This is a genomic window from Providencia sp. M-27, from assembly GCF_011077905.1.
GTDB lineage: Bacteria > Pseudomonadota > Gammaproteobacteria > Enterobacterales > Enterobacteriaceae > Providencia > Providencia huaxiensis.
Genome location: NZ_JAALBT010000005.1, coordinates 237,214 through 263,769 on the forward strand (window position 1 = coordinate 237,214; position 26,556 = coordinate 263,769).

General features: G+C 37.8%; 26 protein-coding genes and 1 tRNA gene. 5 read left to right on the plus strand and 22 right to left on the minus strand.

Going from position 1 to position 26,556, the window contains the following annotated elements:
• Nucleotides 1-128: 128 nt before the first annotated feature.
• The 5 genes from G6Q48_RS09820 to G6Q48_RS09840 form a co-directional block, all read right to left on the minus strand.
• Nucleotides 129-869, minus strand: a complete 741-nt coding sequence (locus G6Q48_RS09820; protein WP_102138738.1) for a MurR/RpiR family transcriptional regulator — start codon at nucleotides 867-869, stop codon at nucleotides 129-131.
• A 297-nt stretch (nucleotides 870-1,166) separates the two neighbouring features.
• Nucleotides 1,167-1,670, minus strand: coding sequence for a fimbria/pilus outer membrane usher protein (locus G6Q48_RS09825; protein ID WP_166266232.1), 504 nt, complete (start codon nucleotides 1,668-1,670; stop codon nucleotides 1,167-1,169).
• Between the two features lie 8 nt (nucleotides 1,671-1,678).
• Entirely contained in the window at nucleotides 1,679-2,263 is a 585-nt protein-coding gene (locus tag G6Q48_RS09830) for a FimD/PapC N-terminal domain-containing protein (protein ID WP_166266134.1), read from the minus strand.
• Nucleotides 2,264-2,545: 282 nt separating this feature from the next.
• Nucleotides 2,546-2,968, minus strand: a complete 423-nt coding sequence (locus G6Q48_RS09835; RefSeq protein ID WP_116068799.1) for a hypothetical protein — start codon at nucleotides 2,966-2,968, stop codon at nucleotides 2,546-2,548.
• Nucleotides 2,969-3,070: 102 nt separating this feature from the next.
• A complete protein-coding gene (locus G6Q48_RS09840; RefSeq protein ID WP_102140602.1) occupies nucleotides 3,071-3,553 on the minus strand; it encodes a cold-shock protein in 483 nt (160 codons plus the stop codon).
• A gap of 183 nt (nucleotides 3,554-3,736) precedes the next feature.
• Between G6Q48_RS09840 and G6Q48_RS09845 the strand changes: the two genes are divergently transcribed.
• Nucleotides 3,737-4,426: an RluA family pseudouridine synthase gene (locus G6Q48_RS09845; RefSeq protein ID WP_166266137.1), complete on the plus strand. Its 690-nt coding sequence runs from the start codon at nucleotides 3,737-3,739 to the stop codon at nucleotides 4,424-4,426.
• A gap of 31 nt (nucleotides 4,427-4,457) precedes the next feature.
• Here G6Q48_RS09845 and G6Q48_RS09850 read toward each other — a convergent pair whose 3' ends face one another.
• From G6Q48_RS09850 to G6Q48_RS09895, 10 genes are all read right to left on the minus strand, one after another.
• A complete protein-coding gene (locus G6Q48_RS09850; RefSeq protein ID WP_102140600.1) occupies nucleotides 4,458-4,997 on the minus strand; it encodes a DUF2058 domain-containing protein in 540 nt (179 codons plus the stop codon).
• A 228-nt stretch (nucleotides 4,998-5,225) separates the two neighbouring features.
• Nucleotides 5,226-6,227: a fimbrial protein gene (locus tag G6Q48_RS09855; protein WP_229597502.1), complete on the minus strand. Its 1,002-nt coding sequence runs from the start codon at nucleotides 6,225-6,227 to the stop codon at nucleotides 5,226-5,228.
• A 13-nt stretch (nucleotides 6,228-6,240) separates the two neighbouring features.
• Nucleotides 6,241-6,807 carry a fimbrial protein gene (locus G6Q48_RS09860; protein ID WP_102140598.1) on the minus strand — a complete coding sequence of 189 codons (567 nt, stop codon included), beginning with the start codon at nucleotides 6,805-6,807 and terminating at the stop codon, nucleotides 6,241-6,243.
• A gap of 39 nt (nucleotides 6,808-6,846) precedes the next feature.
• A complete protein-coding gene (locus tag G6Q48_RS09865; RefSeq protein WP_102140597.1) occupies nucleotides 6,847-7,464 on the minus strand; it encodes a fimbrial protein in 618 nt (205 codons plus the stop codon).
• Nucleotides 7,465-7,472: 8 nt separating this feature from the next.
• Nucleotides 7,473-8,222 carry a fimbria/pilus periplasmic chaperone gene (locus tag G6Q48_RS09870; protein WP_102140596.1) on the minus strand — a complete coding sequence of 250 codons (750 nt, stop codon included), beginning with the start codon at nucleotides 8,220-8,222 and terminating at the stop codon, nucleotides 7,473-7,475.
• A 13-nt stretch (nucleotides 8,223-8,235) separates the two neighbouring features.
• Nucleotides 8,236-10,767 (minus strand): outer membrane usher protein, encoded by a 2,532-nt coding sequence (locus G6Q48_RS09875; RefSeq protein ID WP_166266140.1) that lies wholly within the window; start codon nucleotides 10,765-10,767, stop codon nucleotides 8,236-8,238.
• Nucleotides 10,768-10,796: 29 nt separating this feature from the next.
• Complete coding sequence (locus G6Q48_RS09880; RefSeq protein WP_229597500.1) at nucleotides 10,797-11,324, minus strand: fimbrial protein; 528 nt, start codon at nucleotides 11,322-11,324, stop codon at nucleotides 10,797-10,799.
• Nucleotides 11,325-11,408: 84 nt separating this feature from the next.
• Nucleotides 11,409-11,972, minus strand: coding sequence for a fimbrial protein (locus G6Q48_RS09885; RefSeq protein WP_102140594.1), 564 nt, complete (start codon nucleotides 11,970-11,972; stop codon nucleotides 11,409-11,411).
• Between the two features lie 82 nt (nucleotides 11,973-12,054).
• Complete coding sequence (locus G6Q48_RS09890; RefSeq protein WP_102140593.1) at nucleotides 12,055-12,444, minus strand: helix-turn-helix domain-containing protein; 390 nt, start codon at nucleotides 12,442-12,444, stop codon at nucleotides 12,055-12,057.
• Between the two features lie 938 nt (nucleotides 12,445-13,382).
• Nucleotides 13,383-13,940 (minus strand): tyrosine-type DNA invertase, encoded by a 558-nt coding sequence (locus G6Q48_RS09895; protein ID WP_102140592.1) that lies wholly within the window; start codon nucleotides 13,938-13,940, stop codon nucleotides 13,383-13,385.
• Nucleotides 13,941-14,275: 335 nt separating this feature from the next.
• On the opposite strand from G6Q48_RS09895, the gene G6Q48_RS09900 reads away from it, so the two are divergent.
• Entirely contained in the window at nucleotides 14,276-14,638 is a 363-nt protein-coding gene (locus tag G6Q48_RS09900; protein ID WP_102140591.1) for a YibL family ribosome-associated protein, read from the plus strand.
• Between the two features lie 231 nt (nucleotides 14,639-14,869).
• On the opposite strand, the gene G6Q48_RS09905 is transcribed toward G6Q48_RS09900, so the two are convergent.
• Nucleotides 14,870-15,985: an alpha/beta hydrolase gene (locus tag G6Q48_RS09905; RefSeq protein ID WP_166266143.1), complete on the minus strand. Its 1,116-nt coding sequence runs from the start codon at nucleotides 15,983-15,985 to the stop codon at nucleotides 14,870-14,872.
• 67 nt (nucleotides 15,986-16,052) lie between these two features.
• Entirely contained in the window at nucleotides 16,053-17,255 is a 1,203-nt protein-coding gene (locus tag G6Q48_RS09910) for an MFS transporter (RefSeq protein ID WP_207393028.1), read from the minus strand.
• A gap of 111 nt (nucleotides 17,256-17,366) precedes the next feature.
• On the opposite strand from G6Q48_RS09910, the gene G6Q48_RS09915 reads away from it, so the two are divergent.
• Nucleotides 17,367-18,281 (plus strand): LysR family transcriptional regulator, encoded by a 915-nt coding sequence (locus tag G6Q48_RS09915; RefSeq protein ID WP_166266146.1) that lies wholly within the window; start codon nucleotides 17,367-17,369, stop codon nucleotides 18,279-18,281.
• 168 nt (nucleotides 18,282-18,449) lie between these two features.
• Here G6Q48_RS09915 and G6Q48_RS09920 read toward each other — a convergent pair whose 3' ends face one another.
• The 5 genes from G6Q48_RS09920 to G6Q48_RS09940 form a co-directional block, all read right to left on the minus strand.
• Entirely contained in the window at nucleotides 18,450-20,264 is a 1,815-nt protein-coding gene (locus G6Q48_RS09920; RefSeq protein WP_166266148.1) for a hypothetical protein, read from the minus strand.
• Nucleotides 20,265-20,401: 137 nt separating this feature from the next.
• Entirely contained in the window at nucleotides 20,402-21,436 is a 1,035-nt protein-coding gene (locus G6Q48_RS09925; protein ID WP_166266151.1) for a virulence RhuM family protein, read from the minus strand.
• A gap of 158 nt (nucleotides 21,437-21,594) precedes the next feature.
• Entirely contained in the window at nucleotides 21,595-22,398 is an 804-nt protein-coding gene (locus G6Q48_RS09930; RefSeq protein WP_229597499.1) for a nucleotidyl transferase AbiEii/AbiGii toxin family protein, read from the minus strand.
• Nucleotides 22,367-22,786, minus strand: a complete 420-nt coding sequence (locus G6Q48_RS09935) for a DUF6088 family protein (RefSeq protein WP_166266154.1) — start codon at nucleotides 22,784-22,786, stop codon at nucleotides 22,367-22,369. Before G6Q48_RS09935 ends, G6Q48_RS09930 begins: the two co-directional genes overlap by 32 nt.
• Before the next feature lie 513 nt (nucleotides 22,787-23,299).
• Nucleotides 23,300-23,394: transfer RNA gene (locus tag G6Q48_RS09940), tRNA-Sec, on the minus strand.
• A gap of 309 nt (nucleotides 23,395-23,703) precedes the next feature.
• On the opposite strand from G6Q48_RS09940, the gene prlC reads away from it, so the two are divergent.
• Both prlC and rsmJ read left to right on the plus strand, forming a co-directional pair.
• Nucleotides 23,704-25,746, plus strand: coding sequence for an oligopeptidase A (gene prlC / locus G6Q48_RS09945; RefSeq protein WP_102140155.1), 2,043 nt, complete (start codon nucleotides 23,704-23,706; stop codon nucleotides 25,744-25,746).
• Nucleotides 25,739-26,509 (plus strand): 16S rRNA (guanine(1516)-N(2))-methyltransferase RsmJ, encoded by a 771-nt coding sequence (rsmJ, locus tag G6Q48_RS09950; protein ID WP_102140154.1) that lies wholly within the window; start codon nucleotides 25,739-25,741, stop codon nucleotides 26,507-26,509. Before prlC ends, rsmJ begins: the two co-directional genes overlap by 8 nt.
• Nucleotides 26,510-26,556 lie beyond the last annotated feature (47 nt).

The following is a 26,556-nucleotide window of genomic DNA, read 5'->3' on the forward strand; positions in this document are numbered from 1 at the left end:
GGTTTTATAAAAGAAATGATGTCGCGGTTTTAAAAATTATCTTAGGTCAGAAATTATGACCTAAGTCATTTCTTATAGCGCATGAATGAATCTAACAATAAAAATAGATCAAATAATAAAACAATAATTTAAAGTAGATTTTCTAATTCATTGATAAGTAAATCAACTAATATAAAAAATCCGATTCTGGATTTTGTATCATCCCGTTTGGTATCAAAATTATCAGCAAAACAAAACAGAGTATTATCTGTATAACTGGTTAATTCATTAGTATTAAACGCAGTCATACTAATGATATTTGCCCCTTTTAATTGCACAATTTTTGCTGTTTCAATGATTTTTTTAGTACCGCCAGACAGTGAGATAAAAATGACAGTATCATCTTTGCTAACTAGCCGTGTGAAGGAATCAGATAAGTTATAGTCATTAATGAAAAAGCAATGCAGGCCTAATGCAAATAACAAATGCTCAAGGTAATAACCAACCGCTTTACTCGTTCCTCTTGCCACAATAAAAATATTTCTCGATTTATGCAATATTTTAGCGCAATCATTAATTTGCGCTTCATTAATTAATGTAAAACTTTTATTAATGTTTTTTTCGAGCTGTTTCTTATATGATGAGGGAAGTGTTTTTTCGGTTTTATTTTTCGTTAAAATATAATTATTAATCTGAAACTTAAGCTCTTTAAAGCCACTAAAGCCTAGTTTTTGAGATAAGTTAATGATAACTGTTTTAGACACGAAAGTTTTAGCAACGAGTTCATTAATATTTAAGTAGGGGATATCCGCAATATTATCGGTCAGGTATTTTAAGACTTTTTTTTCACTAATAGTTAAATTGTCGTAGTTTTTTAAAAAATCTAACATATCCCCTCCAATGAACTTACCCAGCCTATAAACGATTATTTTTTATGATAATAAAGTTAATACAGCCATTCAATTGGTTGATTATACGTCAAATTATTATTCTGCGCTGAGTTTAAGAAGAAATTTTGTGAAATGCTAAAGATACTTATCACGAAAGGTGACTTCGATGAGATCTGCGCTCATCCACTTTAAGTGAGTGAGCGCTTGTATATTGCCGCGATAGCTGCCTGCTTTGATTGTTTCAAAATGGTCGTTGTGACCGTTTTATGAAGGGCCGAAACGGAACCGAGTCATCCCCTAGCGCCCTGTAGAAACCTCGTAATTGTACGAGCCTTGGCGCTCCATCATCGGCAGTGAGGAATAGGCTTGGGTAAAGACCGTTTGTTTGCCATCTTCTTCTTCCACCGTCACTTCCATGTCCCCCGCCAACCCGCTGGCAGGGATATCACGAATAATAAAACGGCCCGGTGCTACGAACGTTTGGTAAACCACGCTGCCGTTTTGGCGCACGGTGACAGTGGCATTGGTGTTAGCAAACCCTTCCACCACAGGGGCAAACCCTTGCATACTGCTGGGGTCGAGTTGAGGGTTGGATTTTAGCGTTGCCCCTTTCATGGGAATGGAGTCAAAAATATTGCCCCCCGTTGAAATCTCACCGGCACGCAAGGTGGATTTAATCGCGTTAATGGTACGATAAACATAAGTATTGGTGAAGTTGGAATCACTGTTGCTTGAGTTTCCGCTACTTTTACTGTAGTTGTACAGGTAGCTGGTTCTCAGGCGCCATGCACCGACGTTGATCCCCGCGTTTAAGTTAGCTCACTGGTACTGGATTGTTGGTGATGTTGAGCTAACTGACGGTTATTACTGTAGTTAAAGACGTAGTCCATCACTAATGCGGTCACGCCGTCATCACGCAATTCTGGTGGCACATAACCCGCGAAATTAGGCACAATGGCAATTTGTGGCACGGATAAATTCACAGTCAATGTTTGGGCATCGAACGTGGTAGTTGCATCGGCAATATAGTCAGACAGTTTTTCGATCTTAGCCTCTTCGCCAAGATCTCTTAATTTAGGTAATGCAGAGGTATTCACCCCCAGTTTTTTTAGCTCACCTACGGTAAATACAGGGATAATTTGGCCATCGGGCTGTTTATCAAATGCAATATTGAATTCCCCAGAAGGGATCAAATTGACATTGACCATGACATCGTATTCGCCGGGGGTTAAGGTGTTGCTACTGGCGAAGTCATTTAAATCGAGTAGAGAAACATCAATCCCGCTCCCATGCATTAATAAGCCAGGGTCAAAATATGATTCGGCATGCGAGAAAGAGGGTGCCATTGCATAGCAGCAAAGAAAAATCTCTAATGCAATTATATTTAATTTCATCCCTTTCACTGCATCACCTTTTGTTATTTATTGTTGTGAGTTATTTTTCAACCGGAATATATTTTATTAACGCAGTAGCCCAATGTTAGTAGTTGAAGAGGAGTTAATATTATTTTAACGTTGTCATTTCTATTAAAATAATTTGGCTCATTTAAGATAATCAAACATCAAAAAACGATATAATTATTTATCTATATAGGTTATTTTTGAACAAAGTGAATTATTTAACTTTTTATTTGTTATCGCTTTATAATCATTATTAATCGGCGTAATAGCCAATCGTTAAGGTTGCTGAAAAATCACCTTTATCGGGTTCACAATCTGTTTTGGCGCAACGCAATTGAGCATTGACCATTTTTTTTCATTCGTGCTTTTTATATTATCCCAAATAATTGAAGATGCATCTGGTTTGGCTAATGGTGTTTGATTGATACTAATAACTCGAGTCCCATCTAATAATTGGACACCAATCACTCCGTTAGGGTCATCATTAAAGAAATTATTACTGCCTGTTAAGGTATTTCCAGATGCTAAATAAACGACAGCGGTTGTTTGATCCGTGCTGGTACAGTTTCTTAAGCCAATAGGAAAACTTTTTGAGACTATATCATTCTTAATTTCACTGACTGTTGTCACACCCGATGCATTACCCAATATAATTTCATTAGGAACATCAATTTCACACGTTTTAGCTAAAAATATCATCCTCGTTGGTATCGAGAAATGCTAAAAAAAGAAATGAAAGATGGGATCAAAAATAGACAAGCAAACAGCGCCCAAAGGTGACGCTGTTTACCTTACAAGAAATCACTTAAATTTAAGTTGTTTCACAGCCTCATCGATATCAATTTCATCTTCCGAAAATGTCAACGATGCTCCATGTAACGTGCTAATTTCTAATTTTTTCAATGAACGCATTTGGTTAGGTTTATCTGATTTTGGTTTAATACTATTCATTAATGCACCAATTGATAACACGGTATTTTCTTTATCAATATGCGTATCCGCAGGTACTTCTACCGAATAAACACGATAGGATTTGATTGATGTAATCTTAATCCGTTCACCTGCAATATAAATGTACTTACTTTCAGGTATGACTTTGACCGCAAAAGCAGATAACCCTTTATTATTTGTCGTCGGTTCAAAAGTGACTGCGGCATTTTTTTTAATCAAATCTGGGTTGGCAACCTTAACCACATGAAAATAACGGTTATCGCCATTCTCATCTTTGATAAATCCAAAACCTTTATCTTCGAACCATGTTGTGATCGTTCCATTCATTGCCATTACCGCCTAATTAATCTTTTATTGACTCAGTTTTTACAACGCGCAGTATAGAGCACAATGCGTGCGCAGACTACGGCTTTGCTTTTAGTCTGAGTGATAAATTTATCCGATGCAAGCGGCAAGCATTCGCCTGCCTAATAAAAATTGGTTATTATCAACAACCATTTTTTGTTGGAAAGGCTAATGACTGAAATCATCGACACCTTTATTGCTCCGCCTTGTCACGATGAGATAGAAATTATCTATCAAGATGAGTATCTGGTTCTTATTAATAAGCCAAGCGGCCTACTCAGCCTTTCTGGAAAAAACCCACAAAACCTAGACTCCGTCCATCACCGATTAGTACAAATATTCCCAGAATGTACTCTTGTTCATCGTCTCGATTTTGGTACATCAGGGTTGATGGTAGTTGCTCGCAATAAAGCAATTAATGCCGCACTGAGCCAGCAATTTAGCCAACGTACCGTAACAAAAATATATCAAGCGCTACTTTGTGGCCACTTAACTGATGATAAAGGTATCATTGATGCGGCAATAGCAAAAGACCCTGCACAGTTTCCCCGCATGTCTCTTTGTGAAATTAATGGCAAACCTGCCCGCTCTCACTATCAAGTAATTGAGCGCCTATATCACCCATTAGATAATGGCACATTGCTTCCAGTAACCCGAGTCCAATTAATTCCAGAAACAGGTCGAACGCATCAGCTTCGTATTCATTGCCAACAATTAGGCCACCCTATATTAGGCTGTGACTTATATGGAGGCCAAATACCAGAGCATGCATCTCGGCTCATGTTACATGCCAGCGAACTGCATTTTGTTCATCCCATTAGCCAAGAAAGAGTTAATACTCACTGTGCGAGCCCGTTTTAACGCCAAAGCTACGGCTTAAATTTGACGAGTATTACCACATCAGGTCGTCAGGGATCTTAAAGTCCGCATACGGGTCATCTTCATCCTGTTCTTCTTGGCTGAGCGCATTGTTGAGTACGATGCTATCTGCATCTCTTTGCGTTATTTTATCCGCGACGCTTGCTGGGATAATCACATACTCGTTAATATCACTGTTATCAATCGCTAAACGAGCAATAGCCAGACGCCCACTGATCAGTTGCGTTTGTGTTATCTTGTCTACAACAACTTGCTTGATAACGTTGTTATCGGTGAAATTAAAACTAATATCTCCCTTTGAAATATCAACTTTATTCATTTCAATAAGTTGTTTGACTTGCGCTTTGAACTCTTTGGATTGCACCATTTGTTTATGCTGCTCACTCAATTGCTTATCACGCTCAAGCTGTGCTTTTTTATTCTCTTCTACGGCTTCCCTTGCTTCACGCGCTTGAACGCGTGATTTTTTAGCCGTTCTTTGCACTTTCGCCATTTTCTTACTGGTGACTAATCCTGCTTTTAGCATTTGCTCTTGTAAGGTGAGTTTTGCCATCTTCGCCTCTAAATCTATCGGATAATTATGTGATTATACCTGTAGCAATTGAGGCCGGATAGGCTTTGAGCTTCATTGATGGAGAAATTATGTGATGTTATTTAAGAAAATATGCTAACGATGATAATTTAAAATTCGGCGTGTTTAACTTATTTTGTCTAATCTAAAATGTGCTTATGCGAAAAAATAGAGGCTTTCATCCACATAAAAACCTCTCTACTTCAATAGCTACGGAGTGGACATAATAATGGTAGCTGCTGAACTAAACTGGCCTTCTATCAATTCATTTGGAGATAAATTAGGTTTTTTAACTAGCGTGAACATTAGTGTATCTCTACCATGCCCATTTTCTATTTTTGAATCGAAATGCCCATTCATAGGGGAAACTCTTTGCCCTTGATGATAAATCTCAACACCTAATCCCGGCATAATAGGACCTTGACTACCAATATCTCCAGTTCTAACAAGTAAAGCATCAGATGAAAAAGTCGAAGTTTCTCCACTAATAATCATCTTTATTGGCGCTGTCAGATTATTATCTTCACAACTATAAGTGATTTCTGCGTTACGTTGAAAACGACTTGCACTTCCCACCGTTGAAATACCCGATGCATTTACTGTTTCAAAATCAACAATGATGATTTGGTTATCATTGATATCACACGTACCCGTTCCAACAACCACGTCATTACCTGCATAGAAATTCCATTTAAAATAAGCATGGTCAATATGCTGATTGCTATTTACAAATGTCGCATATTTATGGAGATCTAACGTCATCAGCAAATCGCCTTTTCTTACCAAAACTGATGGCGTTGGTTTAACATTTACCTGTAAATATAATTTAATTTGTAAAGGTTCACTTGCTGTGGTTAAACGAAATACTTGAATTTCTTTACCACTAAATGGTGCTAAATAGTAAGCGCCACGTACGACCACACCCGCTTTTAATTCTGGGTTATTCTTAAATGTAGGACCAAGGTCAGCACCCGTCACATTTAAATAATCAACGTAAGCACTAGGTGCTTCATTACGGCAGGTCATAAAATCACTCACATCCGCGAATTCATTTATACGATTAGGTACAGCAAAAATATCATTATCGAGAGGAACATCATAAATACTTTGTGTTCCCCCACCAACTTCTTGTCCTCCATTAGTTTTACATTGGAACGCAAAAATAGTTGGGGAAAATAATAAGGTTGCGAGAAGTAATATTAATATCTTCATTGTTGCTGATACCTTAATCATAAATTAAACTAAAAATAGCGGTTGCAGTAAAATGACCAAATGCAATACTTTTATTTTTTATTGCATCAGGTTCCCCTTGCACATTCGCATTAAAACTTAAAATATTCGTGCCATTCTCTAGATTGTATGCAGGTGTCGTACTATTAATGGGAATTTTTTTACCACTATACTCTAAGATTTCAATTCCGATACCTGAAGCCATGCTGCCAGAATCTAATGCAAGAAGGCCAGGTAAGTTGATATTCTCATTTCCTGTAAACTTAACGGTCACCGTTCTAAAGATACTATTATCACAGTCATCTAAATGAATATTAAAATTTTCAAGTGGCGTTTTTTGGTTAATATAGAGGTACTTATTAACAATAGTACCAAAGTCCACAATGATATTTTCATCACCCGGTCTTACTGTACAAGCTTCAGCGACAAGCTGTCCTCGTATCTTAATTTCACCGATTTGACCATTTTTTGCCTGACTCTGTAACGAAAAAAATAACAAACTTAATAGCATCGAGAGTATTATTTTTTTAAATTTATAAAAATTGAAATTTAAGTTATTCATATAAATACCTTCAATGCTATATCAGAAAACCTATTAAGATTATTCATACGTTATTTGAAAAGAAATAACACTTCGATAAGCTCCAGCCTGTAATTTTTCTGCAATTCTTACGGGAGCTACATAATAAGTTAAAATATTTTGCCCCGTAGAAATAAGCTCAGGTTCACTGTACTCACCAAAAGCAATTTCTTTTCCTTTAGGATTAGTTATCTGTAATCCAAGCCCATTCACACCTTCAACTCTCGCGATATTCGGTCTAAAAGGGACAACTGGCGTAATAAACCTAATTTTCATGCCAGGCTGAGAAATACTCCATGTAACATTACCTGATTTATTGTTTCTCAAAACCGTTGGGGTTTCGATACAATCCAATAACTCGATGTTTATCGGCGTCTTGTGGCCTTGGGCACCAATTGTTTTTAATGATGCAGTTTCAATATTTCCTAAATCAACGGATTGAAATGCAGAATCCATCGATAAATGGCATGCACTCTCCGTTAATGAGCCATAAACGAAAATTTTGCCATTTGCACCTTCAACATCCCAATTACCTGTTGTATTATAAAAGGCATTATTTGATGTCGCATATATCACAGATGAATGAAATATAAGAGATAATCCAAAGAGTAAGGAAAAGCTTTTTTGATTAATCATCATTTTCCTCTCTATTTATTTTCAGGAACAACCTGACATGTATTTGCTTGACATTTAAATTGAAGTTTTGGACGGCCACCATAGTCATTTATATAGGTCAATACTGGGTTTGCCCCTACAGTAGAGCTTGGAACCCCTAATTTTTCTTCACTAAATGGTGCAACCATAACTGCCTTAAAATTCTGGTTTACGGGTGAATTTTTTCGCTCGGCCGCACCAATAATCGTAATATAAAAAGGAGTTGGGTTTTTAATGATATATTGGTCGCCTTGTTTAATAAGCTGTGTTTTTTCTTGCCAAGGATTATTCAACATTTCAGTTTCGCTTAGCATGATACTTTTAGGGCGATAAAATAATTTAATTTTGCTTTGTAACGCTAATTGCAAAACATTCGGTTTATCACTTTTTGGCGGGATCTCCCTTAAATTAAAGTAATAAACACTTTCTCTATCCTGAGGTAACTGGTTAATTTCAGGAAGTGCCTCAATACGGACTTGGCTTGATTTTTCGGGCTCAACTCTCTGCACCGGAGGTAATACCGCAAACGGTGAAGTAATTTTTACCCCTTGAATATTTTCAACCCACCCTTGGGCCAAATAAGGTAGCTGGTTATTTTTATTCGTGATAGTAATTGAAACGCTTTTTTGATCGCCATTAAAAATAACTCGGGTTCTATCTAAAGCAATTGCCGAGAACGCACTTCCGCTAACTAAACTGCTTAATAAAATAGTACTGATATATAAATTAGTTAATTTTTTCATAGCAATCACTCATTTACAGATTATTATCTGCTTCATTACGTTTATTTGATAATGGTTTACAAGGAATGAATAATCCTTGGTTAATTGTTTCTAAGTTTTCAGGAAAATTAATTTCACATTGTGCTTCACCACCCCAATGAATAATCATGACTTCATTTGGATTGATACCACTAACATAGGCATATCCATTATCAGTAACTATTCCCGTTTCTTTTCCTTTCAAATTCGTGATCTGAGCGCCAAATGGCGGTGCAGAACCGTCAGACATACGCATTGAAAGCATCATCTTTTCACCAGACAATACATTAAATTTGCGATAGCCAATCGCGCCTTCTGTTAATGTCGCTTGAACAATAGAATCCGTTACCTCGGCATTATTCGGTAATGCATTTAAATCGACTTTAACTTTACTGCGGTAGTAGCTATTTAAGTCAGGAACAACCACTTTACCAAATGCATTTGATGCAATAGGGATCCCTCGGTCTGATACGGGAATTTTAGCCACACCATCAGTGTCGATCAGCAAACGAGTTCCGCCAATATTTGAGACTCGGTGAGCATCCGCACCATTTAAAGTCATGGTAAATCCACCTTGTGCCCCTACCCCAAATGACGTGTAATTATTATGAATATAGCTAGCATTCGCAGTTAACTTAGTATTATCACCATAATGGGTAATATAGGTGCTTGCGGTTCCACCTTTGTTGGTTGAGCCTGCACTGACTTGATAATTGGTTCTATCTGACAATTTGTCATAATAGGTTGCTCGATTAACGGTATCATCCCGTGTTGCTTGTAATGAATAACCAATATTTGCACCATTTCCCCAAGGCATTGAAGCTGAGATATACAGGCCATCATCATTTGTTTCGTTATATTTATTACGATAGGCCGATAACGAAATATTAATATTCTTCAGGCTTCCCCAATCTAAGGTTTTTGTCACCATTAAATTGTAGCGATTACTTTCTGGCTTATCCCAATAGGTTTGGTGCGAGTAGTTTAAATACGCTGTAATTCTCGATTCTCTAAAGTTTTTATTTAAAGAAATCACATACATTTCTTTATTACTACCTTGACGCTCACCAGAATCTTTAGCCGTTAAAAAATCGGTTACAGTCATAAAACTGCGTTCTGAGAATCGGTAACCTGCGAACTGAACTTGGCTATCATAGTCATCAAAACGTTTTGAATAGTTTATTCGATAAGAATTACCTGTGAGTTTTTTATCATTAGGAATATTTGCAATAGAATGCGTAATATCGAAAGATAAGGCACCAAATGCCAATAAGTCACGACCGACACCCACGTTAAATGCATTATAGTCTTGGCTATTTAGTGAACCTGAAAGTAATGACCAACCATTAGTGACACCCCAGGACATTTCACCACTCGCAAATGTATCTCCATTAACATGATGACTCATATCCGTTGGGCGACCCATCGCTAATTTATATCGAATACTACCTGGTCGAGTTAAATAAGGGATATTGGCTGTTTCAACCTGATATTCTTGAACCGAACCATCCTGCTCTTCAATTCGAACATCCAGTTTTCCCGTCGTCGCATCACTTAAATTTTGGATACGGAAAGGACCCGCGGCGACTTGTTCTTGATAAATAATTCGCCCTTGTTGGCTAACAATCACCGTCGCATTTGTCGTCGCAACACCTGTTATTTCAGGTGCATACCCACGTAAATTAGGTGGTAACATTAAGATATCAGAGCGTAAGCTAACACCTGTAAATCGAAAACTATCGAATAAATCGGTGTTAAAATAGTCCTCACCCAAGGTCAATTTTGCTTTAATACTAGTTAACGCTTTGTAGGCGTATAATCGGCTCCATTGAAAGTCATGCTCATTTTTACTATTCGAGCCAGTTTCTCGTTGAGCACGCCCCTGCCAATCCCCCCTAAAGCGCCATGCACCAAGGTTCACACCTGCGACACCATTTGCTGTCACATTATAGTTACTATTGTTATCATGAGGCTTATTCGCTCTTGCGTTGATATTGTAGTCTAAAATAGCCCCTGAGATTCCTTCATCCCACAGAGAAGGCGGATCCCAGTTAGCTGTTCTATATTCAAGGTAGGCTTGAGGTATACTCAGATACAACGTTGAGTCCGATAAATCCCCTCGTGCTTGAAAGCCGGGTAAGCTGCGTAAATCAAGGCACTCATTATTATGCCACCACGTAATTTGCTTCAACGAACTGGCTGTTAATCCTAGCTGCTGGACTTGCTCTGGTGTGATACAAACGAGGCTATCTTCAGGGTCATTTTCTGGCGCATAGAATGAAAACCGTTGCTCAGGTAAAGTTTCTTTATTTACTTGTACTTTGAGAGGATAAGTGCCAGGCATAATATAGCCTGCCCGTGAGAATTGTTTAATATCAATGTTTTTTTTGTCTTCTAAATCAAATAATGCCGTATTAAATTGTATGGTATCGGCAGCATATAACTGAGCGGATAATGCCCCAAATGTAATCATTATCGTTGTCGTTATTATATTTATTTTGTGTTGTTTAAAAAACATAAAAAACATCCCTAAAACACCAATATAATTTCTTAGAATTAATAATAATCGACCTTGAACCTTAATAAGGTTTGGTAATTACCCGCTTTAACAGGATGATAATTGGTGACTAATTGCATTTGATATTTCAGGATCATTGTCCCTGGTGTAATTCCTAATGCAGGTAATGGCTTTCCTGGTGTAATGGAATATCCCGATATATCATGCAATGCCAATTGCACTCCTTTTGCTTCACCCGAGAGTGTGAAAAAATCACCTTCTGATGGACCATCAAAAGTGACTTCGAGTGAATTCCATTCGTTATTATCTTTCGAATATTTTTCCCAACGACAATCAATGAGCTTAATATCGAATTCTTTTATGGGGCCTTTCCCAACTTCACGAATATAGCTTGTTGGAAGTACCCCCATATTAATGGTCTGATCCCTAGACCCAATATCTATTGCGCAGGCAGTATCGACTATTTCGCCATTCATCGTAACTTTTCCCCATCCATGAGATGATGCAGCCATTTGTGGCGAAAGAAATAATGTTAGAAGAAATAGGGAAGATACTTTTCTTCGCAAATAGATAAATCCTTTCACTTTAACCTCTGACTTAATTTGGTGATTAATAGAGGAACACAAAGGTATTCCTCTTAAACTAATCAATTAGTTATAAGTTAAGGTAAAGTTAGTTACGCCTTCGAATTTACCTAATGGAATTTTATCAACCGCAACGTTTGCACCTTGTACATAAGCGCTATAACGTAATGTATTATCACCCGCTTGTAATTGATGTTCTTGAGCTGTTGCAACTCCCATATCTAACGCTGCGCCATTAGTATCCGTTAATTGAATACCCACGTTGCCAGCAATAGTTGTATCTGTTGCGTCTAAGCCTGTTACTCCAAGTAATTTAGAGTTGAAAGCAGCGCTAGAACCAGAGAATGTGATACTCACTTTATCGTTGTACACTTTATCATCTGCATCTTTCGGGAATACACAGTCTTCCAATTCAATATTGAATTGCTTCGCGCTAGAAGTACCGCCATTCGCTAAAACAGAGTTAGCGATTTGGCCTAACCATACTGTTTGGTCAATAGAATCTGAACTAATTGAGCAAGGTGCATCGATGATTTCACCTTTAAATGTGACTTTACCATGCCCTTGATCAGCGAGTGCTGGAGATGCAATAGCGGCAGAAACTAGTGCGGCTAAAAATACTTTTTTCATTTGAACCTCATTTATATATAACAACGTGATGATTACCCAACATGATGTAGGGCATAGTTAGAATTTATTATTTTTAAAATAACTATTTGCTGTATAAAGAATTTAAAATAATTTCTGTTTGTCGATTAAAAATATAATGGTAGTTATCCTTTTCATCGGATAAACATGCACTATTATGAATAAATGAATTAGCACTAGGGTTTTTTTCATTTATTTTCAATGATACACTGTCAAAAAATGCACTTGGGCTAATTTCTAGATAGAATAAAATTGAAAATAGCATTCCACAGTTAATGCTACATATTCCTCTTTCATAACGAGATATTTGTTGTTGTGATATATTTAATTTTTTAGCTAGATCACTACCACTAAGTCCTTTCTCTTTTCTAAGATGCGATAATTCCATGCCAATTTGTTCAGTTAGTATTTTCTGAAAGCTATCTATACTGGTCTTTAATTTATTACTTTTCATATCTCACCAATAAAGCCTTATGTAATGTGGCAAAACAATCAGAACCGCTCGCAAAATAAACAATTTATTTTTTGAAATGCAAAAAAAACGCAACAAAATAAATCAAAATGTTGCGTTAAATGAGTTTTAGGTAAATTGTTTTATATATAAGAATCGTCAGGATTAAAATCTTTAATTTATACTTTATACTGGATAAATTAGATAATTTAACTAGTGGGTTTTATTTCAAAAAAAATCATAAATGATAACTTTTTGTTGTTAATGACAAATTTTTACATTAATTAATAATTACCTCTAAAATGCATTGCAGCAACAGAGTTTTATGCTGTTTGATTTTAGTTAGTCTGATAATTATACTTATTAGGTAATTTGAACATTTTGATTTATTATGTTGCATTATGCATTGATTTTCATAGGTATTTTATTTATCCAATTGATTATTATTGATAATTGATTAATTTTTTGTTATATTTTATATTGCTGTATTTTAAAACATCAATTAAAGGTTTTTAACTTACAAAAACCAAAAATATGAATTTATCATCTAAATGATTTCACTTACATCGTGCCGTTTCACAGAGCGGCTTTATTGGATAATCAAAAATAGACTATTATTGTGAAGAAAATGATTAAAATATGATAATAATTAGTTAACCACGAAAGTGATTTGCTGACACTCTTAATTTGAGTAATTAAATCATGATAATTCAAAAAAAAAGAATAAATAAAATTATTAACTAATTTTGTTTTTAGTGACTGGAAAATAAATTATTTGAGTATGCTATTTATGGGTTTAAAAATAATCATTGCCCTTAATATGCATAAGAATACCTCAGTTTTATAAAATCAATCACCTAAATAACCGAGGTATTCTTGATGTTTAGTTCATATTATTATGTTTAGCGTTAGCTTTATGTTGACACAACTCATTAAATTACTTATTGATTCGACCAAATACCACTAAATCTTTTTTCATTACTAGCAGTATAAATTACAGTATGGGCGATATTTCGATGTCCTAAATAATCTTGGATTAATCGAGTGTCCCTACCCAAATCAGCTAAAGCATAGCCGCATGCATGCCTTAGCATATGAGGATGAAGCTTTACAGGAAGCCCTGCAATTTTCCCATACTGCTCAAATAAGCGATAAATTTGATAACGAGAAATTTGGCTTCCCTTTTGTGAAATGAATAAACAATCTGACCCTGCTGTTTTCCAAGAATCTCTTTCAACTAGCCATTTTTCAATCGCATTAAACTCTTCGGGGATTATAGGCTGTACGGTAGACAGCCCTCCTTTTAGTCTCCTAATAAATATCACTTTCTGCGCCAAATCAATATCAGCCATTGTGATATGAGTGAGCTCACTAACTCTTAATCCATGCAGAAAGCTCATTAATAACAAGCAATAGTCTCGATTAGGATAGCGACCTTGCTTTGTAGCATCCAATAAAGAATTAACTTCTGTACGTGTAATAAATTTACGTTTAGTCATTATGATCTCATCTATACCTCATTATATTTCGCTATATACCAACGATAAATTAACTAAAAATAATAATTTCCAGAAAATTAAATATAATATGTCAGAAAAGTCAGTGATGATACCGAAATGCAACAACTTAATCATGATGTCACTAGGATATAAAAAACGAAATATGATGAATAGTTGAGTGGAAATTGATTTATAAGGTAGTTATATTGTTTTCATTGCATGAACGATGAACGATAAAGGTAACCTCACATGGGCATTAGCCTGTATCCCTTTTCCCCCCTTATCTAGAATAGTGTATACTTGCCAGCAAGAAATTTATCCACGGTTAATGAACAATGAAAGAAATTGAAAAAACACAAATTAAACTTCTTAGCGACCGTTTAGACCTTATTCGTCACCAGATGGCAAGTATGCAGCTGACGAGTGAAGTAGAAAAACATTCAGAGCTAGAGAAAGAAAAAGCGACACTGGAAATTGAAATCGCTCGCCTGAAAGCGCTGCGTAACAAAAAACTAAGCAAAGAAGCGCAAAAGCTTGTAGATATGCCATTCAAGCGCCCCATCACTAAGAAAGAACAAGCCGACCTTGGCAAACTGAAAAAGTCAGTGCGAGGCTTAATAATCGTCCATCCAATGACGGCATTAGGCCGTGAAATGGAACTGGATGTTATGACGGGTTTTGCTAAAACTGATTTTTAGTTAAAAATCATCCCAATTAAAGTCTGCAATACCTAACGAATACTGGAAGGTTCTTAATACACTTTTCGTGATTATGAACCGCTAGCCAGTAATTCAACCGTTAATCATCCCCCCTTTGATCAGATACTGTTTCTGTATTACCTACTGGCGAAATTGAGTGCCACCAACAGATCGAACGCGGTAACTGACAGCAAGCACATTATTTTACTAAAAAATAATGCGCTACTATATTTATAAATTCTGTTGAAAGAAAACAGTGAGTTTATCGAAAGGGATCTTGCTTGGATTATCATATAAATCAACATGATCAGAATTTGGAATAATCAAGAGTTCTTTAGGTTCTGAAGCCACTTTGTACACATCTTCTGAATAATAACGAGAATGTGCATTTTCCCCCGCAATCAGCAAAATTGGTCTTGGTGATATCATTTCAATATTGGTATGCATTGGAAAATTAAAAAAAGATATAGGCGTTGTTGCTGTCCACGCGGTTGTTGAATTAATTGAACGAGGATGAAAACCTCGAGGAGTACGGTAATAATCAAAAAATGCGGCTAATACAGGCGGTGCATTCTCTGGCAAAGTCTCCGGTAAAACACGTTGCCCCTCGATAATATTGCCATCCTCATCGAATGGCACCTCATGGTAACCTAAAGCATAGTGTCCATTTTTTGCATCTTTCCAGCGCTGCTGGCTAAGATAATCAATCACTTTATGTCGTTTTTCAATGGTGTAACTATCTTGGTACCCGCGGCTAATACTGCGAGACATATCGTACATTGATGCCGTCGCTACGGCTTTAATACGTGAATCGCTACTCGCTGCGGTTAAAGCCATACCACTTAATCCACAAATAGCTAGCACCCCAATACGATTACGGTCAACATTTGGCTGTAGACCTAAAAAATCAACAGCCGCACTAAAATCTTCCGTATTGATATCCGCAGAAGCAACATTTCGAGGCTCACCACCACTTTCCCCCGTAAAAGAGGGATCAAATGCGAGAGTAATAAAACCACGCTCTGCTAATGTTTGCGCATACAACCCCGAAGACTGCTCTTTTACTGCGCCAAATGGACCACTCAATACAATCGCAGAAAATAATCCACCACTATGTTTAGGTTGATATAAATCTCCGACTAAGGCTAAACCATAACGATTTTTGAATGTGACTTTTTTATGTTCAACCTTATCACTTTTTACAAAGGTTTTATCCCATAGCTCACTGAAATTTGTACTTGGTTGCGCTAATACTGGCGCTGTAATTATCGATGCCATACCTGCAACAGCAATACTTGCCCCCGTTAATTTCAATAAATCTCTACGTTCATGATCCATAATGTACATCCTCTTTTAGTCATTTCTTTGGAAAAGCTCTATCACCGCTTGTTTTGGTGATATTCCAGCCCATGGGTTATGTTTCCTTTTCAGTCTTTGCTGTGCACTGAACAAGTATTGCTGCAACTACAAGAAATAACGCACTGATTGCAAAAGTACTTTCATAGCCCATCAAATCAAATACTATGCCTCCCACCGAAGCACCTGAGGCAATGGAAAGTTGGATCACTGCGACCATCAACCCCCCTCCTGCTTCTGTGTTATTTGAAAATATTCGAGGTATCCAGCTCCACCAACCAACAGGCGCGGCAGTCGCGATAAACCCCCAAAGACTCAATAATACGGTGGCAGCAAGAGTGGAATAGCCAAAGAAAATAAGTGATACAGCAATACTGGCCATCAATAATGGAATCGTGATTAATATTTGATAGAACCCTATTTTTAATACACGATTAATCAGTAAAGTTCCGATAAATCCAGTAATACCAATAAGTAACAAGATAAATGTCACCATCGAGATATCGACTTTTACCACGGTCTCAAGAAAAGGGCGCACATAGGTAAATAAGGTAAATTGCCCCATAAAAAATAGACCGATAGCAAGCATACCCAGTGTGACAACCCGGTATTTAAAAAAGCTAAAAATACTGAGAATCTGAGGCGTATTTTGATGGCTATTCGGAGCAGTTGGCATTGAGGGTAAACTCACCCATAACCACACAATAGTTGCAATCGCGATAGGTACTAAGCCTAAAAATGCCCCTCTCCACCCAATAGTTGAGCCTAAATAAGCCCCTAAAGGTGCAGCAATAACCGTTGCTAGTGCATTGCCGCTATTGAAAATAGCCAGTGCCTTAGGAACTTGATCTATCGGTACAAGGCGCATTGCTATCGCGGCAGACATAGACCAAAAACCGCCAACAACAACACCGATTAGCGCACGGCCAACCATATAAACATAATAATTAGGAGCCAAAGCAATCATTGCACCTGACAGCCCCATTAAGAACGCGAGCCCGAGCAATAAAGTTTTACGATTTAAATGACGAGTCAGCGCAGAAATAAATAAACTCGTTATGACAGCAAATATTCCTGAGATCGTAATACCTTGTCCTGCCATGCCTTCAGTTACCTGAAAATCAAGCGCTAACGGCGTTAACAAGCTCACAGGCATAAATTCTGAGGCAATCAATACAAAAACACATAGCGTCATGGCAAAAACTGCACTCCAATTCGCTCTTTCAGGAAAATTTCGCTTTTGAAAAATGACATTATCCATCAGTTATATTCGCCTATGTACCTACGATATTTAATGGACATCATCATGTCATACAGGTAATAATTTAATTAGTGGGTATAATCTTCATAAACTTGTGAGAAAAATTCATTAATGATGAAAGGTAAAATGAATGACTTGCACGCTTTTCTTATCATTGCTCAAGAGCAAAGTTTTACAAAAGCGGCCGCAAGACTGGGTGTGACGCCTTCAGCATTGAGCCATACAATACGACTTTTGGAAGAACGCTTAGGGATCCGGCTTCTCGCAAGAACAACCCGAAATGTTTCAGTGACAGAGGCTGGCGCACAGCTAATGAATGCCATCCACCCATTATTTGAACAGATTGATATTGAACTTAATGCATTAAGTGAGTTACGAGACAGCCCTAGAGGAACTATTCGCTTAAGTTGTACCGATGACCAAATAGAAATTTATATTCGACCAATATTGAATAATTTTTTACAAAAATATCCTGATATCACAATAGAAATATATGTGGACTATGGTTTTACAAACATTGTTGAAGAGCGTTTCGATGCAGGAATTCGAATTGGCGATGATATCAATAAAGACATGATAGCAGTTCGCATTGGGCCAGATTGGCGCTTAATTGCTGTCGCTTCACCGGACTATTTTAAACAGCACCCTAAGCCTTTATTTCCTAACGACTTATCTGAACATCAATGTATCAATATTCGCCATCGTGCTGCGGGGGCTATTTATGCATGGGAATTTAAACAAGATGGCCGTACAACGAGTATAAAGGTGGATGGGCAACTCGTTTTCAATAGTACACTACACCAGTTAAATGCAGCACTTGATGGAATGGGAATAGCCTATATTCCTGAACATTTAGCAGAGCCTTATATTGCCGAGGATAAGTTACAGGCTGTATTAATCGATTATAGCCCTTACTTTGAAGGTTTCCATCTGTATTACCCAAACCGTCGCCAATCCTCACCCGCTTTTATGGCTTTTGTAGAAGCAATAAGGTATCGGAACAAAGGAGTCGCACTATGTGGGTAATGGCGTTGATATTAAATGAGTTTATGGAGTTGGCTAAATAGCAGTACCCCCATTAATGCTCCCAGATTGGTTTTTTAGATGAGGATGTAAGAAATAATTACTAAAGGCCTAATTCATCAAAAAACCAAGTCAAACGAGCATTGGAAATAAAATTATTTATTGTATGTCCTACTCCAAACATATTATTTTAACTTCGGTTCCTTGCTCTTTACAGGAAGAAATTAATGAGGAAATAAACCACAGTATTTGAACTATTTCATTACGATTCTCCACCTTTCCTCCTGTAGACAAAGCTATAAGATTATTTTCAAGTCTTGATCTTGATATAAAGTTAACGACTAAATAAACAATTTTTCTGAGGTTTGGTTTACGCGTTTGCTCCTTGTAGAACTCAATACCATTATCTAGCGAGCAACCTTCAGGTGCTCTACGTAATCGTTGAATATTAGTCGCCACACTACCATCTCCAACTTTTGCTATATATTTTCTATTCCACAGTGTTTTCTTAGCATCAATTCTGTGATGTGGAGGAACTAAATTGCCTAAATTTTTCTGTGCTTGCCCTACTACATCTTGAAATTTTGATGCCGAAAGCCCCTCATCACCAGATTTAGAATGATAAAATTCAATTAACCCATCTGATACTGAAATATGGTCAGCCCATTCATTCCCTAAATCATCCAAAAAAAGATAAGTAGATGAAGTGTTAATTACTTTTTCAACCTTATCAAATATAGAACAAGGACTAAAGTTAACGCTAGCAGTATCAAAAATACCTTTCTCAGTCCTAGCGTTACTCAACTCATCACAAGACTCAAAAACTGTCATAAATGAACTAATATTTGATAAAAGCTGAGGATTTTCAAAAAGTTTTTTTGAGTGATATGCAATCTGAGGGTCATCAAATGTAATGATGAAACAATTATTTTTGTTAATGTATTCTTCAAGAGATTGAGTTTCACCGCTAGAAAATTCAAGGTGTATTTTTCTAAAAATCTGTGACTGTATTTTTATCGATTTTTTTAAAATTTTCACTTCTGCATTAATATAATTAAAAAGATATTTATTTTTTCTTGAAGAAGCAATGTATGAATTTGCATCGATATTTAGAACTTGATCATATTTTGTGATATACCTATCTAGAGAAAACTCCACCTGTTTGGCATCTACTTCGATATAAGTTCGAATTAATTTTTTTTCGTCAATTGCTTCAATGAGCGAAGATAATTTAAATAAAAGGCCATTCGGAGTTAATGTATTAATTTTATCTTCAAAACTGATAGGAAGTGCAAAACTATCAATAAAACTATTTGTTGTAGAAAAACCTTCGATATCATCACATACCTTCGCCATCCACTCTCTAAATCGTTGAATACTAACTTTTCCATTATGCCTGTTAATTCGAGCAGTACTCAACGCAAAACTATATAATTGTCCTTTGTGAGTTACACTCATGTTTTTAACAGCATAATTATTAGCACCAAATGTAGAATATGAGTCCTCCAATGCTCGCGCTTCAACTGATTTACTTCTTATTGCAGAATCTGAAACATCAAGGTTATCAAGTGCCAACTTATGAAAATTAGAATTACTATCAGCATACAATCTTGAGAGTATCGAGTAATCAACATCATCAAGGTATGTATCAAGAACGGTTGAGGATGATATGTTCTTTTTACTTATTACTATATAATCTCTGTATTCGAAAATCAGAATATAGCAGAACTTTATCTCGTATTCATTGCCAACATTATTTTTAAAAAAACTTGGCTTTGACTTTTTCTTAAATATACATATGGATAAATTTGAAGAATGTCCATTTATGACAACTTCATTCCTTATATCTTGAAACGTAACACTTCTTGTCATTCTTTCCATTGATAAGGCTTTAAATATAGTCAATACCGAGGTTTTTGAAAGCTGTTTATTTGAATTTTTTCTATAAAAATAAGCACCTTCAGATAATTCTATCTCATTTATCACTACTATTTCCTTATAATTAATTATTTAATTGTAATAACTACCAGAATTAATCAGTATTTCTAAAGGAAGGCATCCCATAAGTCAAACTTTACTATCAATGTCATTAATTTTAAAAAGTAGTAAACACACTACTTATTTTACTTGCCTTTTTTTAGTAAGTCTTTCAACGCCGCAATATTCGCCCTTGCCCCTTCAGCTTCTTTTAATTGGCGACGCTTTTGAGCATAAATATCAAACATTTCTTTGGCTTTTTCGTCAGCAATTTTCTTACTAATCCCACCAGCACCCTGCAAAACTTCACGCTCATTGAAACTTAAAAACTGATCCAGCTTGGTATCCCAATCCTGTAAGAAAACCTGCTTACGGCGCAGTGCTTGGTCTTCGGCAAAATCCAGCCACATATTGACGATACGGTTTAATTCTTTGAGCTCATTTTCACGTAGATAATTCTTCGCAATCGTCACATCCGTTTTACGAACTTCGTCCGACTTATAGCTGGTTAAGCCCATATCCGGCTGGCTAGCATCTGCACGACTGGCTATAAGCTCAGCAGCAGTCATGCCAGTACAAGCAAAATGCAGTTTGTTTTGAATGGTTTGGAAGAAACGATTGGTTTCTTTATTGGAAGGCTCGTAATCCGCTGCCATAGTGAATATATCTTTCACCCGTAAATACACACGTCGCTCACTGGCGCGAATATCACGGATGCGTTCGAGCATCTCATCAAAGTAATCAGGCACGACTGACTGACCGACAGGCGGGTTCTTCAGTCGTTCATCATCCATCACAAACCCTTTGACCAGATACTGCTCCAGTGTTTGCGTTGCCCATTGACGAAACTGTGTGCCGCGAACCGAACGGACACGGTAACCAACAGCAAGAATGGCAGGTAAGCTATAATGGTCGATCTCTCTGGAGACCTGACGATTTCCCTCTAATCGAACTATCCGGAATTTCCGGATGGTTGCGTTTTGAGCAAGTTCCCCTTCAGAAAAAATATTAACAAGATGTTCGTTAATTGTACGAACATCTTTTCCATACAGTTCAGCAATGGATGCCTGAGATAACCACAGCGTATCAGACTCAAAGCGGCATTCAACGTGAGTTTGGCCATCTTCACTGCGGAACAAAACAAATTCGCCCTGTGGTGCTTCAGGAAGATTGTCGCTCATCAAATTGCCTCCGCTCTCTATACGTTATGCATAAACTATGTCTATACGTTATGCATAAAATATGAACAACAATATAGCATATTTAACAAAAAAATAAGGCCACCAGCAAATAGGTAGCAAGCACATTATTTTATGAAAAAACAATATACTACTATTATCTATATTCTTTCTTTGCAAGAAAAATATTCATGCATTTTTTCAGTCATTACCCACGGCGCTTTATTCAGTTTAATATCATCACAATACATTGCAAATCGTCTTAAAAGTGATAACACTTTTTCAGCAAGCGTTTCTGCAATATTAATACACTCGATATCAAAATCAGGGTAATTATTGCCTTTTATTAATTGCTGATAGAGATAATTAATCTTTAATTTTTTAGTCTCTAAATTAATGGGGCGATTTATCAGTTCAACCTTAATGCAGCTACGCAAAGGGTTAGCTCCCCCGCTACTGAAGTGCCCTTTATAGCTTAAATCAACATTATAATGGCGATGTTTATCATTAATTTCTGGATTTCCACCAGCTTTATCTGTGAGGTAGAAGCCAAGAACCTCAAGGTTTTTAGTAAGTTGATGATGGATATCTTTTAGCCGTGCTTTATCTGAAGGGAATTCTCTTTTTAATTTATAATTAGAAGGGACTTCTTGAAGAATAACTTTTATATCAATATCTTCTGACATTCGGTTAATTAAATTATAAGCCTTCGATAAGCAAGTACCACCAGCGAAAACAAACCTAACTGGTAAATCAATATTGATGGGTTCATTTGGTACTTTCTTACTTCTAGGATCAAATCCTTTCAACTGAGCTTCATGTACAATATGCAAGCTTGCCAAAACACGCAGAGCATCTGTTACATGGACATCTTTTTCTGCAACAAATGCAGGTAGCCCATTCAATAACCCTGCAGCCTCTGCATCTTGAATATCAGCAATTTGGTCTTCCGTAATTTTTTTCATATTGAACATTTCTACCTGAAACAGTGATGTTTCGAGATATTTTCCTTCCTGGAGTTCGAATTTGTAGCTGCATTGGGATTTGAGTCGTTTTACCTGCGTTATAATCCTTTAAAGCCTGTCCTTGAGTTACTTGAACATTAAGCTTTTGAAAGGTTTCCTCCACAACTGACTCAAATGGTGCTGCTACCGTCCTTTTACCTGCAAACCGATTAAAACGAGTTTTCGCATAAACACCTAAACTCACTCGAATGATAATACCCTCTTCAACAAGTGCCGCTAGCACTTTGCCAATTTGTGATTTACTGCCTAGATGCTCTAATTCTGAACGTAAAATCACAGTACCTTTTCTGTTGGCAATGGAGCGCAACAGCTTCTGTTTTAAAAACATAGTCGACTCCTTTTAAAAATAGGTAAACATAGTTTTATGTTAGCAAGTTTTTCATTAAAAACAATACATTATTTTTATATAATAAGATAATAAATGAGCCTTAATATCCATGTATTTATCAGTTAGCTAGTCAGCGTCTTATCTGATTTTATTCAGCAAAAATACAACTGCTTAAGGCACCTTTCGGTTGTAGTGGTCAACAAAAATTGGTCACCGTTTTAGAGTTTTCCCAATATAATCGTTCTGATCCATTGGTGTTAACCTCGAGATATAACCCCCCTCCATCGGTCATTTTATAGGGGGTTACCATTGGCCTTGAGGCCGCTACCTGGCGGGCGTAAGACTTCATTGTGGGGGCATCCAAAAAATAGGGAAAAATTATGCCCCCAATTTTGCCCCCAAACAGGGGTATAAACCAGTAAACATGGGGAGAATCAGACAGACTCCGAGATGATTAATCTTATTGATTTAAAAGGAAAATATAGACTTTGAGAGAAATTCAGAAACTGCGTTTGGCGGAAGATCACAGGAGTCGAACCTGCCCGGGACTGCTGGCAGCCCCAACTGGATTTGAAATCCAGCCGCCTCACCGGAGACGACGATCTTCCTCTATAGGTTGGAAAACGATTATAGACTGAATTCATTATTTTCCAAAGCATTGAAACTACAACTATTGCCTTTATTGATAAAAGCCAATAAAAACCCCATTTATTGATAAGCGTTAATAAGAAAAAACGTTAGATTGATATTGAGGTTTGTACATTTGCCCCCATATACTTTCTTATATTCGCAATGGCGTGCTAGTTCTATCACCCATAACATTGACCATATTTGGGTTTAAGTTCGCCATTTAACTTTTATTGTCAACACAGTAAGCCTTGGCCTACGAGCACAAGCCTGCAATCACAGGATGTTTTATGACAAATTCATTATTAGCCGATTCCGCACTACCCCGTTTTTCTACTATAGAGCCCGCGGATATTTTCCCCGCAGTCCAACACGTACTCAATGAATATCGCCAAACAGTAGAAAACCTGCTGAGCGCAGCGGATCAATATACTTGGGACAACCTGTGCCAACCTTTAGAAGAAGCCAGTGATAAGCTTTCTCGTGTTTGGTCGCCAGTCAGCCATTTACACTCCGTGAAAAACAGTCCAGAACTGCGCGAAGAGTATGAAAAATGTTTGCCATTACTGTCCGAGTTCAGTACTTGGATGGGGCAACATGAGCCTTTATATCAAGCATATAAATCATTAAAAGAAGGGGCTGAATTTAATTCCCTTAACCAGGCCCAACGTAAATCCATCGAAAATACTTTACGTGATTTTGAATTATCTGGAATTGGCTTACCTGCTGAAAAACAGCAACGTTATGGTGAAATTGTTGCACGTTTGTCGGAAATAGCGTCTAAGTTTAGCAATAACGTCCTTGATGCGACTATGGGCTGGAGTAAGCTCATTAAAGACGAAAAAGAATTAGCAGGCATGCCAGAAAGTGCAATTGCCGCAGCAAAAGCCATGGCTGAATCAAAAGGCGAAGAAGGCTACTTACTCACCCTCGATATGCCAAGCTACTTACCTGTTATGACCTATGCTGATAACGCAGAATTGCGTCGTGAGATGAGCCATGCATATAGCACCCGTGCGTCTGACCAAGGCCCAAATGCCGGTAAATGGGATAACAGCGAATTAATTGATGAACTGATGGCGTTACGCCACGAACTGGCGCAATTATTAGGTTTTAAAAACTACGCAGAGAAATCCCTTGCCACCAAAATGGCCGAATCACCAGAACAAGTGCTGAATTTCCTCAATGATTTAGCTGACCGAGCTCATCAGCAAGGGGAAAATGAGCTGGCTGAACTGACGGCTTTTGCTAAAGAGCATTATGGTGTCGATACGCTTGAATCATGGGATTTAGCCTATTACAGCGAAAAACAAAAACAGCATAAATTCTCATTAAATGATGAACAATTGCGTCCATATTTCCCTGAACAACGTGTCCTAAATGGGTTATTCGAAGTTGTTCATCGTATCTATGGCTTAACCGCCAAAGAGCGTCATGATGTGGAAACATGGCATAAAGATGTGCGTTTCTTCGAGCTCTATGACGAAACCAACACTCTGCGTGGTAGCTTCTACCTAGACCTCTACGCCCGCGAACACAAACGCGGCGGTGCTTGGATGGATGACTGTGTTGGCCGCATGGTGCATAAAGACGGTTCATTACAAAATCCTGTTGCTTACTTAACTTGTAACTTCAACAAGCCACTCGGTGATAAACCCGCACTGTTTACCCATAATGAAGTCACGACCTTATTCCACGAATTTGGTCACGGCTTACACCATATGTTAACGCAAATTGATGTTGCTGATGTTGCTGGGATTAACGGTGTACCATGGGATGCCGTCGAATTGCCAAGTCAGTTTATGGAAAACTGGTGCTGGGAGCCTGAAGCCCTCGAATTTATTTCTGGCCATTATGAGACAGGCGAACCATTACCAACAGAAATGCTCAATAGCATGTTAGCAGCAAAAAACTACCAATCAGCCATGTTTGTTCTGCGCCAGTTGGAGTTTGGCCTGTTTGATTTCACCTTGCATGCTGAATATGACCCAGCGAAAGGCGCGCAAGTCATGCCAACGTTATATGCAATTAAAGATAAAGTCGCTGTGGTCCCTTCACCAACATGGTCTCGCTTCCCACATGCTTTTAGCCATATTTTCGCAGGTGGCTATGCCGCTGGCTATTACAGCTACTTATGGGCAGATGTGCTTGCGGCAGATGCATACTCACGTTTCAGTGAAGAAGGCATCTTTAACCGCCAAACAGGCCAGTCTTTCCTCGACAATATCTTAAGTCGTGGTGGCTCAGAAGAGCCAATGGCACTGTTTGAGCGTTTCCGTGGTCGCAAACCAGAATTAGATGCCATGTTGAAGAGCTATGGTATTCATGGCTAATCGTATTGAGATCCAATTGATCTGTGAAGAGGGTGCCGATCCCGGCACTCTTTCTCAACTTTCTGAAAAATGGCAGCTTTCTCACACCCCTGATGCCGTTATGGCTGTTGTACTTACGCCTGAAAACTTACAACTACGTAAGCTAGATGAGCCTAAGTTAGGGGGGATCTTTGTCGACTTCGTCTCTGGGGCGATGGCCCATCGTCGTAAATTTGGTGGAGGCCGCGGTGAAGCTGTTGCCAAAGCTGTCGGGATCAAAAAAGATTACCTTCCCGATGTGATTGATGCCACTGCTGGCCTAGGGCGTGATGCCTTTGTTCTAGCCGCTCTCGGTTGCCATGTCCGTATGTTGGAGCGCCACCCTGTGGTTGCTGCCCTATTGGATGATGGTTTACAACGAGGCTACCAAGATGCAGAAATTGGCCCATGGTTACAAGAGCGAATGTCATTGATTCATGCATCCAGTATTACAGCACTGAGCGAGATAACCCACGCGCCTGATGTTATCTATCTTGACCCGATGTACCCTCATCGGCAAAAAAGTGCTTTAGTGAAGAAAGAAATGCGAGTATTTCAGTCATTAGTGGGAGCAGATGATGATGCAGATTCATTGTTAGCCCCTGCGATTGCTTTGGCTAAACGTAGAGTGGTTGTTAAGCGCCCTGATTACGCAGAACCCCTTGCGGGACAAAAAGCGCCATCAGCGGTTACCACTAAAAACCATCGGTTTGATATCTATCCATGTATTAAAAGTAGCGAATAAACGTAACGGCGAAGGGCGTATGTACAGGTGAAATTATCAGTATGATA

What these genes read in the sequence shown, in the direction of transcription:
- G6Q48_RS09820 (WP_102138738.1), bottom strand. Translation starts at nt 869, where the DNA reads ATGTTAGATTTTTTAAAAAACTACGACAATTTAACTATTAGTGAAAAA.
- G6Q48_RS09830 (WP_166266134.1), bottom strand. Translation starts at nt 2,263, where the DNA reads ATGAAATTAAATATAATTGCATTAGAGATTTTTCTTTGCTGCTATGCA.
- G6Q48_RS09835 (WP_116068799.1), bottom strand. Translation starts at nt 2,968, where the DNA reads ATGATATTTTTAGCTAAAACGTGTGAAATTGATGTTCCTAATGAAATT.
- G6Q48_RS09840 (WP_102140602.1), bottom strand. Translation starts at nt 3,553, where the DNA reads ATGGCAATGAATGGAACGATCACAACATGGTTCGAAGATAAAGGTTTT.
- G6Q48_RS09845 (WP_166266137.1), top strand. Translation starts at nt 3,737, where the DNA reads ATGACTGAAATCATCGACACCTTTATTGCTCCGCCTTGTCACGATGAG.
- G6Q48_RS09850 (WP_102140600.1), bottom strand. Translation starts at nt 4,997, where the DNA reads ATGGCAAAACTCACCTTACAAGAGCAAATGCTAAAAGCAGGATTAGTC.
- G6Q48_RS09855 (WP_229597502.1), bottom strand. Translation starts at nt 6,227, where the DNA reads ATGAAGATATTAATATTACTTCTCGCAACCTTATTATTTTCCCCAACT.
- G6Q48_RS09860 (WP_102140598.1), bottom strand. Translation starts at nt 6,807, where the DNA reads ATGAATAACTTAAATTTCAATTTTTATAAATTTAAAAAAATAATACTC.
- G6Q48_RS09865 (WP_102140597.1), bottom strand. Translation starts at nt 7,464, where the DNA reads ATGATGATTAATCAAAAAAGCTTTTCCTTACTCTTTGGATTATCTCTT.
- G6Q48_RS09870 (WP_102140596.1), bottom strand. Translation starts at nt 8,222, where the DNA reads ATGAAAAAATTAACTAATTTATATATCAGTACTATTTTATTAAGCAGT.
- G6Q48_RS09875 (WP_166266140.1), bottom strand. Translation starts at nt 10,767, where the DNA reads ATGTTTTTTATGTTTTTTAAACAACACAAAATAAATATAATAACGACA.
- G6Q48_RS09885 (WP_102140594.1), bottom strand. Translation starts at nt 11,972, where the DNA reads ATGAAAAAAGTATTTTTAGCCGCACTAGTTTCTGCCGCTATTGCATCT.
- G6Q48_RS09890 (WP_102140593.1), bottom strand. Translation starts at nt 12,444, where the DNA reads ATGAAAAGTAATAAATTAAAGACCAGTATAGATAGCTTTCAGAAAATA.
- G6Q48_RS09895 (WP_102140592.1), bottom strand. Translation starts at nt 13,940, where the DNA reads ATGACTAAACGTAAATTTATTACACGTACAGAAGTTAATTCTTTATTG.
- G6Q48_RS09900 (WP_102140591.1), top strand. Translation starts at nt 14,276, where the DNA reads ATGAAAGAAATTGAAAAAACACAAATTAAACTTCTTAGCGACCGTTTA.
- G6Q48_RS09905 (WP_166266143.1), bottom strand. Translation starts at nt 15,985, where the DNA reads ATGTACATTATGGATCATGAACGTAGAGATTTATTGAAATTAACGGGG.
- G6Q48_RS09910 (WP_207393028.1), bottom strand. Translation starts at nt 17,255, where the DNA reads ATGGATAATGTCATTTTTCAAAAGCGAAATTTTCCTGAAAGAGCGAAT.
- G6Q48_RS09915 (WP_166266146.1), top strand. Translation starts at nt 17,367, where the DNA reads ATGATGAAAGGTAAAATGAATGACTTGCACGCTTTTCTTATCATTGCT.
- G6Q48_RS09925 (WP_166266151.1), bottom strand. Translation starts at nt 21,436, where the DNA reads ATGAGCGACAATCTTCCTGAAGCACCACAGGGCGAATTTGTTTTGTTC.
- G6Q48_RS09930 (WP_229597499.1), bottom strand. Translation starts at nt 22,398, where the DNA reads ATGAAAAAAATTACGGAAGACCAAATTGCTGATATTCAAGATGCAGAG.
- G6Q48_RS09935 (WP_166266154.1), bottom strand. Translation starts at nt 22,786, where the DNA reads ATGTTTTTAAAACAGAAGCTGTTGCGCTCCATTGCCAACAGAAAAGGT.
- prlC (WP_102140155.1), top strand. Translation starts at nt 23,704, where the DNA reads ATGACAAATTCATTATTAGCCGATTCCGCACTACCCCGTTTTTCTACT.
- rsmJ (WP_102140154.1), top strand. Translation starts at nt 25,739, where the DNA reads ATGGCTAATCGTATTGAGATCCAATTGATCTGTGAAGAGGGTGCCGAT.